The 17,462-nt window shown below is 70.4% G+C and carries 14 protein-coding genes; 7 read left to right on the top strand and 7 right to left on the bottom strand.

The window, feature by feature from the left end; all coding sequences use genetic code 11:
• Nucleotides 1-123: 123 nt before the first annotated feature.
• From D7X12_RS26890 to D7X12_RS26865, 6 genes are all read right to left on the bottom strand, one after another.
• Entirely contained in the window at nucleotides 124-312 is a 189-nt protein-coding gene (locus D7X12_RS26890; protein WP_120628130.1) for a hypothetical protein, read from the bottom strand.
• Nucleotides 313-559: 247 nt separating this feature from the next.
• Entirely contained in the window at nucleotides 560-2,473 is a 1,914-nt protein-coding gene (locus tag D7X12_RS26885; protein WP_120628129.1) for an AAA domain-containing protein, read from the bottom strand.
• 107 nt (nucleotides 2,474-2,580) lie between these two features.
• On the bottom strand, nucleotides 2,581-3,900 hold the full coding sequence (locus D7X12_RS26880) for a chitosanase (protein WP_120628128.1): 1,320 nt from the start codon (nucleotides 3,898-3,900) through the stop codon (nucleotides 2,581-2,583).
• Between the two features lie 93 nt (nucleotides 3,901-3,993).
• Nucleotides 3,994-4,875, bottom strand: a complete 882-nt coding sequence (locus tag D7X12_RS26875) for a hypothetical protein (RefSeq protein ID WP_120628127.1) — start codon at nucleotides 4,873-4,875, stop codon at nucleotides 3,994-3,996.
• Nucleotides 4,876-4,882: 7 nt separating this feature from the next.
• Entirely contained in the window at nucleotides 4,883-5,425 is a 543-nt protein-coding gene (locus D7X12_RS26870) for a DUF350 domain-containing protein (RefSeq protein WP_120628126.1), read from the bottom strand.
• Between the two features lie 52 nt (nucleotides 5,426-5,477).
• On the bottom strand, nucleotides 5,478-8,003 hold the full coding sequence (locus tag D7X12_RS26865) for an HYR domain-containing protein (protein ID WP_120628125.1): 2,526 nt from the start codon (nucleotides 8,001-8,003) through the stop codon (nucleotides 5,478-5,480).
• A gap of 384 nt (nucleotides 8,004-8,387) precedes the next feature.
• Here D7X12_RS26865 and D7X12_RS26860 point away from each other — a divergent pair, with 384 nt between their 5' ends.
• Genes D7X12_RS26860 through D7X12_RS26840 form a run of 5 tightly spaced genes read left to right on the top strand, consistent with a single transcriptional unit; the run spans nucleotide 8,388 to nucleotide 14,433 of the window.
• Entirely contained in the window at nucleotides 8,388-9,206 is an 819-nt protein-coding gene (locus tag D7X12_RS26860) for an AfsA-related hotdog domain-containing protein (protein WP_120628124.1), read from the top strand.
• Entirely contained in the window at nucleotides 9,203-9,850 is a 648-nt protein-coding gene (locus D7X12_RS26855; RefSeq protein WP_120628123.1) for a methyltransferase family protein, read from the top strand. The genes D7X12_RS26860 and D7X12_RS26855 overlap by 4 nt, the downstream gene beginning before the upstream one ends.
• Nucleotides 9,838-10,809 (top strand): NAD-dependent epimerase/dehydratase family protein, encoded by a 972-nt coding sequence (locus D7X12_RS26850; protein ID WP_120628122.1) that lies wholly within the window; start codon nucleotides 9,838-9,840, stop codon nucleotides 10,807-10,809. The genes D7X12_RS26855 and D7X12_RS26850 overlap by 13 nt, the downstream gene beginning before the upstream one ends.
• Nucleotides 10,810-10,822: 13 nt before the next feature.
• Nucleotides 10,823-13,522 (top strand): PEP/pyruvate-binding domain-containing protein, encoded by a 2,700-nt coding sequence (locus D7X12_RS26845; protein WP_244224798.1) that lies wholly within the window; start codon nucleotides 10,823-10,825, stop codon nucleotides 13,520-13,522.
• Nucleotides 13,519-14,433, top strand: a complete 915-nt coding sequence (locus tag D7X12_RS26840; RefSeq protein ID WP_120628120.1) for a UbiA prenyltransferase family protein — start codon at nucleotides 13,519-13,521, stop codon at nucleotides 14,431-14,433. The genes D7X12_RS26845 and D7X12_RS26840 overlap by 4 nt, the downstream gene beginning before the upstream one ends.
• Here D7X12_RS26840 and D7X12_RS26835 read toward each other — a convergent pair.
• Nucleotides 14,414-15,259 (bottom strand): class I SAM-dependent methyltransferase, encoded by an 846-nt coding sequence (locus D7X12_RS26835; protein WP_120628119.1) that lies wholly within the window; start codon nucleotides 15,257-15,259, stop codon nucleotides 14,414-14,416. The genes D7X12_RS26840 and D7X12_RS26835 overlap by 20 nt on opposite strands.
• A gap of 79 nt (nucleotides 15,260-15,338) precedes the next feature.
• On the opposite strand from D7X12_RS26835, the gene D7X12_RS26830 reads away from it, so the two are divergent.
• Together D7X12_RS26830 and D7X12_RS26825 are read left to right on the top strand one after the other, a co-directional pair.
• A complete protein-coding gene (locus D7X12_RS26830; protein WP_120628118.1) occupies nucleotides 15,339-15,776 on the top strand; it encodes a helix-turn-helix domain-containing protein in 438 nt (145 codons plus the stop codon).
• A gap of 173 nt (nucleotides 15,777-15,949) precedes the next feature.
• Nucleotides 15,950-17,182, top strand: coding sequence for a TolC family protein (locus D7X12_RS26825; protein ID WP_120628117.1), 1,233 nt, complete (start codon nucleotides 15,950-15,952; stop codon nucleotides 17,180-17,182).
• Nucleotides 17,183-17,462: the final 280 nt, after the last annotated feature.

The following is a 17,462-nucleotide window of genomic DNA, read 5'->3' as shown; positions in this document are numbered from 1 at the left end:
TCTGTCGCCGAGCTGCGCGCCCAGGCACGCGCTTCATTCGTGCGCCTGGGCCACCGCCACGACGTTCTCGCCGCCTTCATCCTTCACGCGGGCCTGCGCCTTACCGGACTTCCCTGAAGAGGGTTAGACGATGCTGCTTTGGGACACGCCGGGGCGCGGAGGCGCGCCGGAGTCGGGACGGCCGAGCACCAGGGCCAGCTGCCGGGCCTGGGTCTCCGTGGCGCAGCGGTACTCCTGCGTCTTCCCGTTGGGGCGATCAATCCGAATCACCCAGACGTCATTCTCCTTCGTCACGACCGGCGCTTGGGACATTGCTTCCCTCCTTGACCGGAAGGAGAAGCATCCTTCGTGCCGGCCCGAGCCTTCCGCCAAAGCCCTGAAATCCGGACCCCTCCCCGGAGGGCGGTGCGACAGGTGACAAATTTCGTTCAGCGCGCCGACAATTTTCGCGGACCCGGCCCGCACTCCTTGCGTAGGTCCGCAGGGCGATGCCCTCCAGGGCCGGCGAAAGTCGTTGGGATGACAATCATGCCGGACGTGAGGCTCAGGGACGTGAGGCTCAGGTCGGGTCCGGCCATTCCCATGCGGAGCGGTAGCCGCCGTCCGTCTGCGTGCCTTCGATGAAGCGCGCGTAGAACGCGTGGCTGCTCAAGGTGGCGGAGTCGCCCACGACGAACAGGTGCCTGCGGGCGCGGGTGAGCGCGACGTTCATGCGGCGCAGGTCATTGAGGAAGCCCAGCTGTCCCTCGCTGTTGGAGCGGGTGAGGCTGACGACGATGGCGTCCTTCTCCCGGCCCTGGAACGCATCCACTGTGTCCACCTCCACCTCCAGGTGCACGGCCTCCAGCGCCTCGCGCAACTGGCGGGCCTGCGCGCTGTAGGGCGCGATGACGGCCACCTCGCGCGGGGACAGCCCCAGCGCCAGCAGCTCCCGCACGCGGGCGATGACGTAGCCGGCCTCGCCCGGGTTGAAGAGGCTGTGCGTGGTGGGCTCCACCTCCTCGTCGAAGCCCTTGCCCGCGGTGTCGAGGAAGAGCACGGGCGGGGCGTCCACCTGCGCGCCGGGCGTGAGGACCTGCGCGAGCGTGCGGTCCGCCACGGACGGGTGCGCGCGCAGCTCCCCGGCGTACATCTCCTTGGAGGGGAAGGCCATGATGGTGGTGTTCATCCGGTACTGCTCGCGCAGCATGCGCTTCACGTCGTCGCCGTGGTCCTTGAGCAGGCGCTCGAAGAGGCTCACGCCCAGGCCGGCCTTCGCTGCCTCCTGCGACAGCACGGTGGGCGGCAGCTGCTGCGGGTCTCCGGCGAGCACCACCTTGGGCGCGCGCAGGAAGCCCAGCAGGGCCAGGGGTTCGGTGGCCTGGGTGGCCTCGTCCAGGAGGGCGCGGTCGAACTCCTCGCCGGCGAGGATGCCGGAGCCCAGGCTCGCGAGCGTGACGCAGACCACGTCGGAGCGGGCGAGCACCGCGCGCACGGCCTTCTTCTCCAGCTTGCGCGCCTCGTCCATCAGGTCCTTGGCCTCCGCGGTGGAGGAGCGGGCGTTGGAGAAGCGGTCGCGGCTGCGGCCCTGGCTGCGCTGGCGGCGCGCGTAGCCGAAGAGGTCGAAGGCCTCGTCGAACAGGTCGCGGCTGATGATGCGGTCCGGGTGGTCCTCCACCACGATGTCCAGCGTGTGCTCCTGGAGCCGCGCGGCGACGCGGGCGGGGTGGCCCACGCGGATGGCGCGCAGGCCCTGCTCCAGGCACAGCTCCAGCAGGTGGTCCACGGCGGCGTTGCTGGCCGCGGTGCACAACAGGCGCTCGCCGCGCCCGACGGCCTGCACGGCCACCTCCGCGAGCACGGTGGACTTGCCGGTGCCGGGCGGGCCGTGGATGAGGAAGAAGTCCTCCGCCGCGAGCGCGCGCTTCGCCGCGTCCAGCTGCTCCGGGTTGAGCGGGCGGCTGGGGGTGAAGTCCTTCGCGGTGTCGAAGCGCGCGGGCTCGTTGCCCAGCAGCACCTCGCGCTTGTGACGCTCCGCGCCCTTGTCCAGGGCCTTCACGCGCTGGAGGCCCGCGCGCACGCGCTCGTAGGTGACGTCGTTGGGGACGACGTCCAGGCGCAACAGCCCTTCGGAGATATAGGCGGGCGGGTCGCGGTCGAAGGCGAGCTGGATGCGCGTGGAGGAGGCGCGCGACACGAGCGCCTTCGCGGGGTCCTTCACCTCCGCGCGGCGGGGCAGCACCGCCACGAAGTCGCCGTTGGACAGGCGCGTGGGCAGCCGCCCCCGGTCCGCGCGGGCGAGCGTGAGGAGGATGCGGCCGCCCAGGCCCACCTCCTCCTCGACGGCTTCCAGGTCCAGCACCGACAGGCCCTGCTCCTCGCGCTCGCGCAGGGACAGTCCTTGCGCGAACGCGGCCATGCGGGCCTTTTCGGCCTCGCGCTCCTGGGCGAGGAGGGAGCCGAGGGTGTCGAAGAACGAGACGTCACGGGCCATGGGGCAGGTCATGCCATCCCAGGCGCCCTGGCGGCCAGCGCGCCGTCAGGGCCCGTGTCGGGCAGTGGCCTGCCAGTGGCCTGCCCGACGAGCTGCCGGCCCCGGCCCTACTGGCAGGCGTAGGTGTACGAGGCGGGCGTGCTCCAGGTGCCGTCCGGGTTGATGACGCGCACGGTGTAGCCGCTCGCCGGGTAGGTGGTGCCCCAGCAGTCGCGGGCGCGCACGTCGTTGCGCAGGGCGGTGCCCAGGCTCCAGTTGCCCACGCGGCGCTGCTTCTCGTACGCGGCCACGCGGTCCACCGCCTGCACCCAGGTGGAGTCCGCGGCGAGCACGTCCCGGCGCTTCTCCAGGAACTTCTGGAGCCAGGCGTTCTCCGTGATGCCGTTGTAGCCAATCACCGGCGCCACCTGGCCGCTGTTGCCCAGGGCCGTGTTGGCGTTGCGGATGATGGCCTTCACGCCGCTCTCCCCGTGGTTGATGGCCGCGTCGTAGAGCGCCGCCTTGGTGAGCGCCTGGGTGAAGCCCCAGCGCGTGGCCTCGTTCATGATGGGCGTGTAGTAGAGCGCGTCGCTCACCTGGTCCTGGCACAGCTTGAAGTCCGCCTTCGTCGCGGCGGTGTTGAAGCTCGCCGCCCAGTCCGCGGTCCAGTTGCCCACGGCGTCCAGCTCCGCGGTGGAGGCCTGGGACTGGCCGGTGGACAGGAAGCGGTTGTTGATGACGGTGAGCGCGTTCCAGTACTTCGCCAGGCGGTTGCCGTTGGCCTCGGTGCGCAGGGCCCGGTAGCACTGCACCACCTGGATGGCGTCGCCGGTGCCGGTGCAGAAGCCCGCGCGCCCGCTGGTGTAGCCGCGCCCGTCGCCGATGTTCTCCGAATAGGCGTAGTTGAGCGTGGGGGTGTCGTTCTCCCAGATGCTCGTCAGCGCCTCCGCGACCTTCTTCTGGTTCGCGGTGAGGCCGGGGCCCGGGGGCGGCGTCGTGCCCCCGCAGCTGTCGGACTGCACGCTCACGTTGGTCGCCGTGAAGGACGTGTTGGAGTTGCTGGAGTAGTTGAACGTGTACGACGCGTTCACCGCCACCGTCAGCGCGGAGGTCCGCGTGTACGTACACGTGCGGTTGCTCTGGGTGTGCGTCCAGCCGGGTTGATCATCGTCACACGTCACGCCCGACGGCACGTCGAGCGCGATTTGCGGATTGGCGATGGCCACCGTGCCCGTGTTCTTGATGACGAGCGTGCCCCAGTAGTCCGGGCCCACGTACGTGTTGGTGGTGACCTGGTGCGTGCACGCGCCCAGCGCCTGCTCCACCGCGCTGGGCGTCGCTTGCGCGCCGTCCGCCTCTTGCGCCGCGCCACAGCCCACGGCCGCCACCGCCAGCCCCACGGCGAAGAACCGCTGCACCCACCACGTCCGCGAATGCCTGGCTTCCATGTGCCTGCTCCCTGTCCGGTTGAGGGATGCCAGCTGGAGGCGCATCCCTGATAGAGCAGGAATACCGGAAGTCAGTGGGAAGCTCCAGACCTCTCAGCCCGGAGCGTCGGGCAGGGGCAGGACGCGCCAGAGCAGGGGCTTGTTGTACTGGGGGGGAATCATGCCCAGGGGCCAGCCCTCGGCGGTGAGCTCCGCGTAGCGGTAGCCGCGCCCCCCGAAGGCGATGCGGGTGCCGGTGCCGGGCAGGCCTACGCCGATGGCCGCGTGCGCGAGCGCATCCGAGTACAGCATCACCGCGTCCACGCCCGCCTGACGCAGCAGCATCAGCGCGAGCACCGCCTTGGAGTCGCAGTCGCCGCGGTCCTGCGCGGGCACCAGCCCCGGCGGGACGATGCCGAACGGGTCGTCTCCGGGCAGCTCGTAGTGCACGCGGCGCACGAAGCCGAGGATGAGCTCGGTGGCCTGGGCCGCGTCCAGGCCGCGCTCGCGGATGGAGGTGGCGAAGCGCTCGCCCAGCACGCGCACCGGCGCCGCGTTGCTGCGCATCAGCTCCGCGTAGATGCAGCGCATGTCCGCGCCGCACCCCGGGGGCGCCACGTAGGTGAAGCGCTCCGGGCCCATGGCGCGGTAGCGCAGGCTCCGGCTGTAGTCGCGGTGCGCCTGCTCCAGCCCGTGCTCCTCGGCTTCGCCCAGGCCGAACGCCAGCTGCTGCCGGGGAGGCGTCAGCCCCTCCACGCGCCAGTCATACGCGCGCGCCCGCTCCAGCGGCGTGTCCTGGGGAACGAGCACCGTGCCCAGGTCCTGCGAGGCCTCCCGCGGAGCCTCGTCCCTGGCTTCTTCCGTCCACCCGGACTCCGCGAGCCGGCCGGCGTTCCTGCGGACGTCCAGGCGCCAGAGGGCGGTGAGCAGGGCCATGCCCAGCAGCGCCAGCGCGAGCAGCAGCTTCGTCTTCCCGTTCCAGGAGCGCGTGACCATGCGGGCCTCAGGCGGGAGCGCGCAGCATGCCGGTGGGGAGCTGCGGGAAGGGGATGAGCCCGTTGAGCGCGGCCTGGAGGCCGGGCGCGGTGAGCAGGGCGATGACGAGCAGGAAGGCGCAGAGGATGAGCGCGGCCGCGATGTTGCCCTTGCGCACCTCCGCCATCTCGTCCACGCCCGGGGTCATCCGGTCGAACAGGCGCACGCCCAACGCGAGCACCGCCACGCCCACCGCCAGCGACAGCCCCACGTGTACGAGCGACAGGCCCATCAACTGGAGCACGGCGACGGGCGACACGGGCGGGTTCTGCACCGCGATGTCCACCGCGTCCCCGGTGGCCTTCAACGCGTGCTGCACGAGCAGGCCGAGCGACACGAGGCTCGTCGCGTGCACCAGCCCGGCGGCGATGTTGCCCTGGCGCAGCTCCTCCACGGGGTGGCTGTCCAGCAGGCGGCCAAGGCCGTGCATCCCCAGGCCGATGCCGAGCGCGGCCACGAGGCCACCGAAGACGACCTTCACGAGTCCGACGAAGAAGAGGGTGAGGTCCATGGGGCGCACGGGGGACTGTAGCGGAAGTCCCCCGCGCCGCCACGGTCCATGCTCACGCGTCCGACGGGGCGCCCTTGCGACGGCGGCAGAGCGTCCAGCCAAGAAGGAGCAGCGCCGCCCAGCTCGCGCCGGAGGCCGGCCCGCTGCCCACGGAGCACCCCAGGCCGCGCTGCATGTCGCTCGTGGGGTCGTACTCCACGGAGACCTGGAAGCTGCACAGCGCCGCGTTGCCGGCCGCATCCAGCGCCGTCACCCGCACCGAGTGCTCCCCCGGCGACAGCAGCGAGCCGGGCTCCGGGCTGTAGCTGATCTGCGTCGGGGACACGCTGTCCAGGGCGGTGGCGAGCGGGTACTCGGCGCGGGTGCCGGACAGCACCGCCGTCTCCAGCGCGATGTCCGCCGGGCAGTTGAGGACGGGCGGCCGCGTGTCACGCACCTTCACCTGGATTTCGCACGTCCTGCTGTTGCCCGCCTCGTCCGTGCTGGTGAGCTGCACGGGCGTGATGCCAATGGGGAACAGGTCCCCGGAGGCATGGGAGCTGGTGACGGTCGTCTGCGACGAGATGTTGTCGCTGGACGTCAGCTCCGGCCACGACGCGTGCGCGCCGTCGGGCCCCTCCGCTTCCACGCGGACCTCGCCCACCTTGCAGGCGGGGGTGGGAGGCTGCCCATCGCGCACGGTGACGGGGAAGGAGCAGGTGCTGATGTGGCCCGCCCGGTCCTGGACCGTCATCGTCATCCGGGTCGTGCCCAGGGGCAGGAGGCTGCCGTCCTCCGGGCTGTACGTGATGACGATGTCGTTGCCCGTCTCCTCCGTCACCTGGATGGCCGGGTAGAACGCGATGGCGCCCTTGGGCGAGCGCGCGTTGAGGGTGAGCTGCGTCGGGCAGCCCTTGAGGACGGGCGGCGTCAGGTCGCGCACGGTGACGTCGATGACGCACGCGGCGACGCGGCCCTGCGCATCCTCGGCCTGGTAGCGGACACCGAAGCTCATCGGCATGGACAGCGGCGTGCCCTCAGGGTGACTGGTGCGCACCGTGAAGGGCGCCTGTCCGCCGGTGAGCGCGGGAGGGGCCAGGTGCATCTCGGTGCCCTGGGGGTTCGTGGCGGCCACGTCGAGGTGGGCGGGGCACTCCAGGAAGGCGGGTGCCGTGGCGTCGCGGTCCAGGCGCCACAGTGCCGGGCCGGCGAAGCCATCCCCGGACACGACGAGCATCGCGTCGCCGAAGGGCAGGAGCTTCTTCGGGATGAAGTTCCGGTGCGACGGCAGCCGCGCCAGGCGGTACGTGTTGCCCGTCACGCCGTCGGTGCGCCACAGCTCGCTGCCCCACATGTTGGGCAGGGTGATGAAGACAAGCTCTTCACCCCAGGCGGCCAGGGTGAGCGGGGCCCCCGCCTGCACCGTGGGGAGGATGCGGGTGCCCGCCGACGTGCCGTCCGTGACCCACAGCAGCCGGCCGCTGGAGTCCAGGCTCCAGGTCATGAAGTAGACGCGCGCGCCCGCCCGCACCAGCGTGGGCGCCGGCTCGTTGAGGCTGTAGCTGCCGGGCACGGGCTTCACCGGCAGGGTCCCCGCCTCGGTGCCATCCGTCTTCCACAGGTCCAGCCGGCCGTTGTCGTTCACGAAGAACAGGAGCCTGTCGCCCAGCACGGTGAACCGGCTCAGGCCGGGCTCGGTGGGGCCCGGCACCAGGTCGCTCACGGGGCGGGTGCCCGCCTGGGTGCCGTCCGTCTTCCACAGCGTGCGGCCGTGCTGGCCGTCGTCCGCGGTGAAGAAGCAGGTGGAGCCCAGGACGGCGGCGAACGCGGGGTCGGAGGACTCGGCGCCCACGCGCACGTCGCGCACCAGCCGGGTCCCCGCCTCGGTGCCGTCCGTGCGCCACAGCTCCCGGCCCTCGGGACCGTTGGCGCTGAAGAGCATGGCGTCGCCACACCGGCCGAGGATGGACGGGGAGGAGCCCTGCGCCCCGGGCGCGATGTCCTTGAGGCGCACGGTGCCCGCCTCGGTGCCGTCCGACTTCCACAGCTCGCTGTCGTGGAGGCTGGATTCGGCGGCGAACAGCACGGAGTCCCCGAAGGGAACGAGCGCGGTGGGCAGGCGCAGGCCGTTGGCTCCGCCCGGCTGGATGTCGCGCACGAGCCGGGTGCCCTGGGCGGTGCCGTCGCTCGTCCACAGCTCGCGGCCGGTGGTGCCGCTGCTCCAGGCGGTGAAGAACATGCGCCCGGGCACCGCGGACAGCGTCATGTGATCGATGACGGCGGAGGTCGGCAGCAGGTCCTGCACAGAGCGGGTGCCCTGGGCGGTGCCATCCGTGGCCCACAGCTTCAGGGGTCTGTCCTCGATGTCGGTGACGCGCCGGCCGGTGAAGAAATACAGCTGGCCGTTCAAGGTGACGGAGGGCTGGGTTTCAACGTTCGCGTCCAAGCCGGACATGAGCTCTTCGTCCGGCAGCGCGGCCAGCCGGCGCACGCTCACCGAATCCGGTCCGCCCACGCTGGTGCCGGACGCCACCGCCGGACCGCTGACCGCCATCAGTGCCAACGCCGAAAGCCACGCCCGACCGCTGCCCGTACGCATGCCCACCCCTCCCGCCAACGCCCGTCCCGCGCACTCGGAAGCCCCGAAGGGCCCTCACTCACACTCGCCGAGTGGCCGCACCCTCTTCACGGTCCGCTCCCTCCACAACCGGGGGCCCGCCTGACTGTTCGCCAGACGTCGCATGGGGCCCGGGTCCCACCCCCCTCGTGTGTTCACCATCGACCGTGCCATCCCGCCGTCCCGCCTTCTCATCCGACGGGAGGCGGGTGCGCGGCGGTGACGCGCGGGTAGCCTTCGCGGTGTCGCTTGCGCGCATGTGACACGTCAGGCTTCCGGCGTGGATCCGCGGGCCTTGCCCGGTTCTCGTATCGAGACATGCCGGTTCCTAGACTGTCTTTCCCCCTCAGTTGGAGAAAGACAGACATGGAAGCCATTCCCAGCCATCCTGGGCGCCGCGTGCGCGTGGCGTCGCCGGAGGCTGTCTCGTTCCTGCTCGTCCCTGAGTCCGTCCTCCCCGAAGTCGAGCACCCCTGCCGCATCCCGGTGAAGAACGTGGAGGAGGCGGAGTTGCTGGCCGCCGTCCTCCAAAACCACTGCGGTCTCTACGTGGGCGCGCGGGCCCACGAGCACCGCGAACTCGCGGACTGGGCGGACGCCACGCCGGTGGGCGTGGACGTGGGGGGCCGCTGGACGAAGGCCCCGCCGGAGAACCTCTCCGAACTGCTCGCCCGGGTGCCGGTGCGCAACCCGCTCTCCGAGGGCCGGCAGTTGTTCGGGGAAGGGGAGTCCCTGCCGATGGCGCGCATCGACCCGGTGCTCGTCCACAAGAGGGACCCGGCGAACGTGCTGCTCGCGAACGCCTGCCGGGTGGGAGCGTTCCAGCAGTTCAACACCTTCGTGGAGTCGCCGGAGTTCCACTTCGACCATCCGTCCGAGCACGTCCAGGGGATGCTCCTCACGGAGATCGCGCGTCAGGCGGGCATGGCGACCCTCCACCTGGTGGGAATGCCGCTCGACTGGGTCATCGTGATGACCCGCCTCTCGCTGGAGTTCCAGCAGTTCGTCCGCCACGACGTGCCCATGGTGATCCGCACCTTCTCCAGCTTCCGGCTCCCGGAGTGGGCGGAGCCGGTGCGGACCGAAGGACGCCGGGGCCGCCTGTGGATCTCCGTCCAGGGCTGGCAGCAGGGGGCGTGCTGCTACGCAGGCCAGATTGGCGCCGTTGGCAAGGCGGCGTCATGAAGCACCTGCATCGGTGGATGCCCACGCTGCTGCTGGTGACGGGGGTGGGGCTGCTCATCCCGCTCGGCATCCGGCAGGTGCTGCGCACGCCGGAGGAGAGCCGGCCTCTCGCGGCCGTGATGCTGGGCGCGTACCTGGCGTGGATGCTGCTGGAGAGCCGGGTGACGCTGCGCGAGACGCGCAAGCCCACCGCCGAGCGAGACAGCGCCACGCTCGAGCTCTACGCGGTGGGGCGCCTGGCCACCATCCTCCTCGCGGTGGCGTTCCCCACGCTGGAGCAGGGGCCGGTGCCGCGCGCGGTGGGGTTGTTTTGTTTCATCGCCGGGGTGTCGCTGCGGCTCACGGCCATCCGCACGCTCGGGCGGGCGTACTCGCACCGGGTGCGGCTGCCGGACGCGAGCCTGCTCGTCACGGGCGGCGTCTACCGCAAGCTCCGGCACCCGGCCTACACCGGGATGCTGCTGGCGCACGTGGGCTACCTGCTCGTCTTCCCGGCGGTGCCGGGGCTCGCGGTGTTCGTGTTGCTGTTCGTTCCGGCGGTGCTCCTGCGCATCCGGCACGAGGAGCGGCTGCTGCTGGGCTCCTTCCCGGGCTACGCCGAGTACGCGGCGAGTCGCAAGCGGCTGGTCCCATGGCTCTGGTAGCACCACCCGGAGGCTTCGGCGTCGTGCTCCTGGGCGCGACCGGCATGGTGGGGCAGGCGTTTCTGCGCCAGCGCGGCGCGCATCCCGTGCACGTGCTGGTGCGGACTCCCGACGGGAGGGATTGGGGCGATGGCGTCCACGTCGTGCAAGGAGACCTGCACGGCATCCCCGACGCGCTGTTTCCCCCGTACCCGTATGTCGTCCTGCACCTCGCCACGAAGCAGCGGGACACCGACGGCACGGGCTTCGAGCGGACCAACGTGGAGGGGACGCAGCGACTGCTGGCGCGGCTCACGGGAGACTGCCGGGGCGTCCTTCACGGCAGCTCCATGTCCGTCTACGGCCCGGGGCCTCATGGGGGCGTGACGGAGGACCATCCGCTGCGCCCGTGTACGCCGCTGGCCCGCTCCCGCGTGGCGGCCGAGGCGCTCATCACGGAGCACGCCATCCGGGTGGGCCTCCACGCGGCGCTGCTCCGGCCGCGCTTCCTGCTCGGGCGCGGGGACCGGTTCGTCCTTCCCGCGATGGTGAAGCTCCTGAAGCGGGGCGTGCAGGCCGGTGACGATGCCGTGGCGTTCTCGTTCATCGACGTGGACGACCTGGGCCGCGTCCTCTGGACGCTCGCGCGACGGATGGTGGAGACGCCGCGTCCCGAACAGCAGGCGTTCAACGTCGCCTATTCGCGTCCACTCGTGCGCTCGGAGTTCCTGGGCACGGTGGCGGAGGGGCTGGGCCTGGCCCGGCCCACCGTGAAGATCTCGGTCCCTGACTGGCTCCTGCGCGCGCTGCGGGAAGACCCCCGCCAGCGTGTCCGGGCGGTGGCCGAACGTCTGGAGTTGCTGACGCATTCACAGTGTCTGGATGTCACGCGGCTCGCGGCGGTGCCCGGCCTGGAGGACCTGCTGTCGCGGTCCCCGGTGGACGCCCTGCGAAGCGCACTCAATGCCTTTCGTTCCTGAAGGAACCCCCGCCATGACTTCGCCATCGCCCCTTGTCTCCATGACCGAGGCCGGAGACCCGCGCCACGTCGGCCAGAAGTTCGCGCGCCAGCAACACCTGGCACGCGAGGGCTTCCCGGTCCCCGAGTTCTTTTGTCTCACCACCACGATGTTCCAGGAGGTGGCGCGGCCCCTCGTTCCCACCATCGAGCAGCTCACGTCGACGGTGGACCGCACGTCCCAGCAGGACATCCGCCGGGTCGCCGAGGAGATTGAACGGCTCTTCGTGGAGGTCCCGCTCCCGGCCGGGGTGGAGGCGTCCATCCTGGACGCGTTCGACCGGACCTTCGGCACCGAAGCGGTGGTGGCGGTGCGTGCCTCCGTCGTGGCCCGCGCGCTGGGAGACAGCGAGGACTCGGAGGCGGATCCGTTCGCCGGGGTGAGCTCGACGTTCCTCTACGTGCGGCGCGGCACGTTGATGGAGCGGATCCGCCGTTGCTGGGCTTCGGGGTACACGCCGGAGGGGCTCATCTATCGGCTGTCGCAGGGACGCGACGTGCAGGGGCTCACCGTGGCGGTGGGCATCCAGCGGATGGTGCCGGGGCGCCGCTCGTTCGTGCTCTTCACCTGCGACCCGAAGACGACCGAGCGCAAGACGCTCGTGGTCGCGGGGCACGGGATTGGAGAGGGCGTCGTCCAGGAGAAGGTCGGCGTGGACCACTACTTCCTCCATCCGCAGACGGGCCACATCGACCGGGAGCTGGGCCACAAGGCGGAGATGCTGTGTGAGAACCCGGTGCCCGGCGGCGAGCTGCTCAGCTGGCCCGTGCCGGAGCAACTGCGGGACGCGCCCTGCCTCACGGACGCGGAGCTGGGTCGGCTGGCCACGCTGGGACAGGACATCGAGCGCAGCTTCGGCGTGCCCCAGGACATCGAGGGCACCTTCACCGAGGACGGGACGCTGCACGTGCTGCAATCGCGGCCCATCGCGTTCGACTTCCGGAAGATCCGCGTGTGGAGCTGCGCGAATGTCTCGGAGAGCTTCCCGGGCGTCACCACACCGCTGACGTATTCGCTCGCCAGCCACTTCTACGAGGTCATCTTCTACGACTGCGTGCGCCGCATGTGGGGCGCGGACGCGCGGGCCCTGCATGACCAGACGCCCGCGTTCCAGAACATGCTGGGGTTCATTGACGGGCGCGTCTACCACTCGCTGTCGAACCTGATGCACGTCAACGGCATCAACCCGTTCGTCGCGCTCACGTCGATGCGGGACCTGGAGCATGTGCTCCAGTTGGACGCCTCGCTGTTCATCCGACTGCCCGGCCACCGCGACAGCTTTCCCAGCACCGCGAGCTACGCGTTCGCCCTGGGACGTTCGGTTGCGGGCGCGCTGCGTGTCACCGCGACGTTCCAACATGACTTCGACGCGTTCGAAGCGTGGTGGAAGAGGACGCTCGCGGAGGTGCGCGCCCTGGCACCGGCGAGGGAGGACCCGCTGGTCCTCATCCACCACTTCCGGAACATCTGGACCGGGGTGGGGAACTGGTGGGGGCTGACGCTCATCAACCACTGGTACATCAACACGCTCTACGGGCTGGCGAGCCGGCTGCTGAAGCAGTGGACCGACGAGGATCCCAGCGCGCTGCTCGTGGGATTGCTGTGCGGGGCCCGGCCGGATGCGAGCACGCACGCACTCCTCTCCGCGGTGGCGCTCGCGGAGACCGTGCGCGCGGACCCGGCGCTGTCGAAGCTCTTCGCGGAAGAGGAGGCGGAGGAGGTGTGGCGGCGGCTCGCGGCCGGAGAGGTCGCGCCCGCCTTCGCAAGGACGTTCCGCGAGCACCTGAGCGAGTACGGCGACCGGGGCGTTCAGGAGCTGAACGTGGAGCGCCCGAGCCTGCGGGACACGCCGTGGGAGCTGGTGCGTGTGGTCCAGTCCTACGCGCGCACGTCCGTCACGAGGGCGGAGCTGAGGTCCTCCGACCTGGCACGGCGCAAGGAGGCCGAGGCGCAGCTGACCACGCTGCTCCAGGGACATCCGGTGAGGAAGCTGGCGCTCCAGCAGCTCCTGGAGCGGCTGCGCCAGGTCATCGGGTTGCGAGAGGACAGTCGGTTCTGGCGAGGCCAGCTCTTCGGCTTCAGCCGGCAGGTGTTCGCGGCGCTAGGCCAGCGGATGGCGGAGCGGGGCGTGCTCGATGCGCCGCTGGACGTGCACTACCTCACGATGAAGGAGGTGATGGACCACTTCGAGGGCCGGAGCGTGACCCGGAACCTGGGTGAGCTCGCGCGGCTGCGAAGGAGGGAGCAGCAGGACAACACGGAGCGCCAGCCACCGCGGGACTTCACCACCGTGGGCAGCGTGGCGGATGGAGTACCGAGGGCCGTGGAGGCAGCGAGCGACGACGCTTCGTTGCTCAAGGGGCTCGGTTCAAGCGCGGGAGTCGTCGAGGGCGTCGCGCGCGTCGTGATGGATCCCGGAGCAGTGGGCTCGCTGAGCAAGCAAGACATCCTCATCGCGAAGGAGACGGACCCGGGCTGGCTGTTCCTGATGCTGGCCTCTGGCGGCATCGTGGTGGAGCGAGGCTCGATGTTGTCGCACACGGCCATCGCGGGCCGGAAGTTCGGCATCCCCACGGTGGTGGGCGTGGCGCACGCGACGACGCGGATCCCGGATGGCGCCAGGGTCCGGGTGGATGGTTCCACGGGCATCGTCACGCTGCTGGGGGAGCCATGATTCGCGCTGTGATGCGCTTCTCCGTGCAGCGGTATCCGCCGCTGTTCTACCTGGCCGTCATCTCGCTCTGGTGCGTGAGCCTGGACGGCATGTTCCAGGTGCTGGACGGGCAGGGACTGGTGCCGTCATGGGACCTGCTGCACGTGGCGCTGAGCATCTTCGGCGTGGGCTACTTCATGCGCATCGTGGATGAGCTGCGCGACTACGACTACGACCGGATCCACAACCCGGACCGGGGACTGGCGAAAGGAGATGTCAGCTTCCAGGGCCTGTACGTCGCGCTCTCCGTGTGCGCCGTCATCCTGCTGGGGACGAACCTGGCCGTGTCGTGGGTGCGAGCCCTCATCCTGCTCGGAATCATGGCGCACGCCCTGCTTCTCTGGTGGCTGGAGAAGCACAGCGCCGCGTACCAGCGGAGCATGTTCCTGATGATCGGCATCGCCATCCAACTGCACGTAGGCCACGGCCTCTACGTCTGGGTGGCGAATGCCGAGCGCACGGGCCGGCCCCTGAACCCCGCGGGGCTGTTCGCCGTGCTGGGCCTCGTGTTCCTGTACCTGCACTGGGAGGTGATGCGGAAGACCGCATGGCCCGGGACGGCGAAGCCGGGAGTGAAGCTGTATTCCGACGAAGTGGGGTCCGTGGCGAGCAGTCTCATCGCCTTCGCGATGGTCACGGGAGCAGCGGGGCTCTACCTGGGACTCACGCGCCCGTGGCAGGCGGAGACCCTGTCACAGGCAACAGCCTGGCTCTTCGTGCTGCCCGTGGTGCTGGGAGTCCTCAACCTGGCCCTGTTCTTCAAGACCCGGAGTCCGCGAAGCCGTTCCGGACGGCTGGCGGCCATGAGCTACTTCTCGTTCCTCCTCGCCATGCTGGTCCGAAGCGGTGCGACTAACTGGCTCGGGCGGTGACCTTCCAGCAGGCAGCGGTGAAGCGGACCTCCGCTCCGTGCACATAGGGCTCGAAGGCGGCGCGGACCGTTTCGATGACCTGCCTGCGGGTCGGGTCGTCCGCCTCTTGTAGGAGCATGCCGACGGGACCGAGCCGGGTCACATAACCGAGCAGCTCCTTCTCAGGCAGCGTGCAGGCGACATCAATGGGTTCGAGCTTGATGTGGGCCCAGTCGCTCTCCGCCAGGATGGAGGCGACCCGATGTTGGTCCGCGAAGGCGAACTGCCCGGGCGCTCCTGGCCGGCGAGCGGGGAGGTTCGGCAGGAGCGGTGCCGCGGCGCGCTCGGCGGTCGTCATGAAGGGATTCTCCGCGGCACTCCGCCAGGCGATGAACTGGAGTTCGGCGTCGGGCCTCGCGGCACGCCGCAGGTTCGCAAAAGCCCGGACCTGGTCGTCGAAGAACATGACGCCGAAGCGCGAGATGATCAGGTCGAAGCTCGCAGGCTCGAACGCGTGGTCCTGCGCGTTGGCGCGGATGAAGGTTGCCGGCGTGCCTTCCCGTTCAGCGCGGGTCCGGGCGAAGGCGATCATCGGCTCCGAGATGTCGATGCCGACGCAGTGGCCCTTCGCTCCAAGCCGCCGCGCGACGGCGAGCAGGGGGCCGCCCGTGCCGCAGCCGACGTCGAGCACCCGACCCCCGGCTTCAGGGGAGACCGCTTCGACCAGCAGGTCTTTGAACGGTTTGAACATCCCATCGAGCACCTCCTGCGCGTCGACCCAGGCGTGTCCGGCGCGGCCGTTCCAGAGCTTCGTCTGTTCGTCCTCGTTCGGGGGCGTGGCATCCATGTGCGTCTCCTCCTGCTGACTTGCCTTCGTGAAGTGGAGATTGCACTGTGCCACTTCAAGTCAACTTGAGGTCAAGCGCATGGCAGACCTGGACATCACCGAGGTGGCGAAGCGGTCCGGCGTTCCTGCCTCGACGCTGCGGTTCTACGAGGAGAAGGGGCTGATCGCCTCCATCGGCAGGAGGGGCCTGCGCCGTCTGTTCGATGCGGGCGTGCTGGAACGGCTGGCACTGATTGCGTTGGGGCGCGACGCCGGCTTTTCGCTCGATGAGATCGCGCGGATGTTCGCGTCGGACGGGCGACCGCGCATCGACCGCAAGCTGCTCGCGGCCAAGGCGGAGGAGCTGGACAGGACGCTCCGCAAGCTCACCGCCGTGCGCGACGGCCTGAGGCACGCCGCTGCCTGTCCCGCGCCGAGCCACATGGAATGCCCCACCTTCCGCCGCCTCCTGCGGGCCGCCGCGTCTGGAGTCATGGGCGAGCGAACGAAGAAGGCTCCGCGGCCGCCGAGACGCTGAAGCCCATGGTGCTTCGCTGCCGCCCAGAGCAGCTCATCGACCCCGTCCCTCCATCGAAGAAGCCGGGACGCCATAAGCAGGGCTACGTGCTCGATACAGGGTTCGGCGTTCTCTGAGACTCCTCTCACAGACGTCTCAAGCTGCTCTCGCGACAGGCCTTTACGGTGCCTCGCATGGTGGTTGCCCTGACCGCGTTCCTGCTCGCCGCCTCGCCCGAACCGACTCCGATGAGCTTCGCGGAGGCGCTCGCGCTGGCGGAACGTGCCCCCCTGCCCGCCGCCACCGCGCGCGCCGTGGTGTCCCAGCGCACCGAGGTGTCCCGGGTCTCTTCGCTGTCCAACCCACAGCTCGTGGTGGAGCCCGGCTGGCGGCGTTCGGCCGCGGCGGGGAGCGGACTGGACCTGCGCGTCGGTGTGGCCCAGCCGTTCCACCTCTCCGGCCTCGGCACCGCGCGAAAGGAAGCCGCACGGTTGGAGACACAGACGTTGTCGGAAGAGGCCCGCTCCGCGCTGTTGGCCCGCCGGCTGACCGTCGCCGAGGCATGGCTGTCGCTGTGGGCCGCGGAGCAGGCTCAGGTACGAGCGGCCGAGGAGGTGCGACTGGCTGACGCGTTCCGCAAGGCGGTGGAGTCCGCGGCGGCGCTGGGTGCGGCGACGAAGCTGGACGTGGCGGAGGCCGCGACCTACGCGGCCGATGCGCGACTCACGGAGTTGGACGTCCAAGGCGTGGCCGTAGCGCACCGCACGGAGTTCTCCCGACAGGTGGGTGCACGGCAGGCGGTTCCCGTCACCGCGACGGGCCCACTGCCCGAAGTGGCACTGCCCGCGGAGTCACAGTGGCCGGCGTTGCAGGCGCGAGCCGCGGATCTTCCGGAGGTGACCTTTCGCCTGTCGCTGGCCCGTGCGGAGCGCGCCCGCGCGGACGAGGCGAAGGCGGCCAAGGGGTTCCAACTGCAGCTCGGCGTCGCGGCCCTGCGCGAGTACGACGGCGCGGTGGGGGGAGTGGCCACAGTGGGCCTGACGCCTCCCGTGTTCGACCATGCCGAACGCGAGCGTGGCACCCTGCTGGCGAACGCCGCGCGGCTGGAGGGTGAAGGCATGGAGGCCGCCGCCGCGGCGGCTTCAGGGCTGGCGCTCGCGTTCCATGAGGTGGAGCACTCACACGAGGTGGTGGAGGTGCTGCGCGGCACACTGCTTCCCGGTGCCGAGGAGGCCGCCAGACTGGGCGAGCTGCTCTTCCGCGCCGGAGACACCACGGTCCTCGAAGTGGTGCGCCTGCAGCGTGCACGCACCCACGCTCGCATCCGCCTGGGCCATGCGCTGGCGGGTGAGGCGCTGGCGCGCATGCGAGCCCGGCTTCTCATTGATGCGCTCGATGCGTCCGCCACGAAAGAAGCCACCCCCTGAGCACGGCCTGCCTCCCCTCGACACGGGGGCAGCGCCGCGGCGCGCACATCCACGCCACGAGCCACGCCCTGCTTTCCGCCGGTCCACCGCGGCGCTGCTGCGCACCGGCTCCCTCATTCCACGCCGACACCTTCGGCGCTCCTGCCCCGGAAGGCGCTGCACCATGAGACACGTCCTGCTTCACACCCTCCTGCTGCTGGGAATCGCACCGGGTTGCGCCTCACCGAAGGAGGAAACCACCGCGACCGCCCGTCCCGAGGCGCCCCGCCCCAGCTCCGCC

The sequence above is a fragment of the Corallococcus sicarius genome (assembly GCF_003611735.1).
Taxonomy (GTDB): domain Bacteria; phylum Myxococcota; class Myxococcia; order Myxococcales; family Myxococcaceae; genus Corallococcus; species Corallococcus sicarius.
The sequence above is the reverse complement of the archived record's forward strand: the minus strand, read 5'-3'. Positions and strand labels throughout refer to the sequence as shown.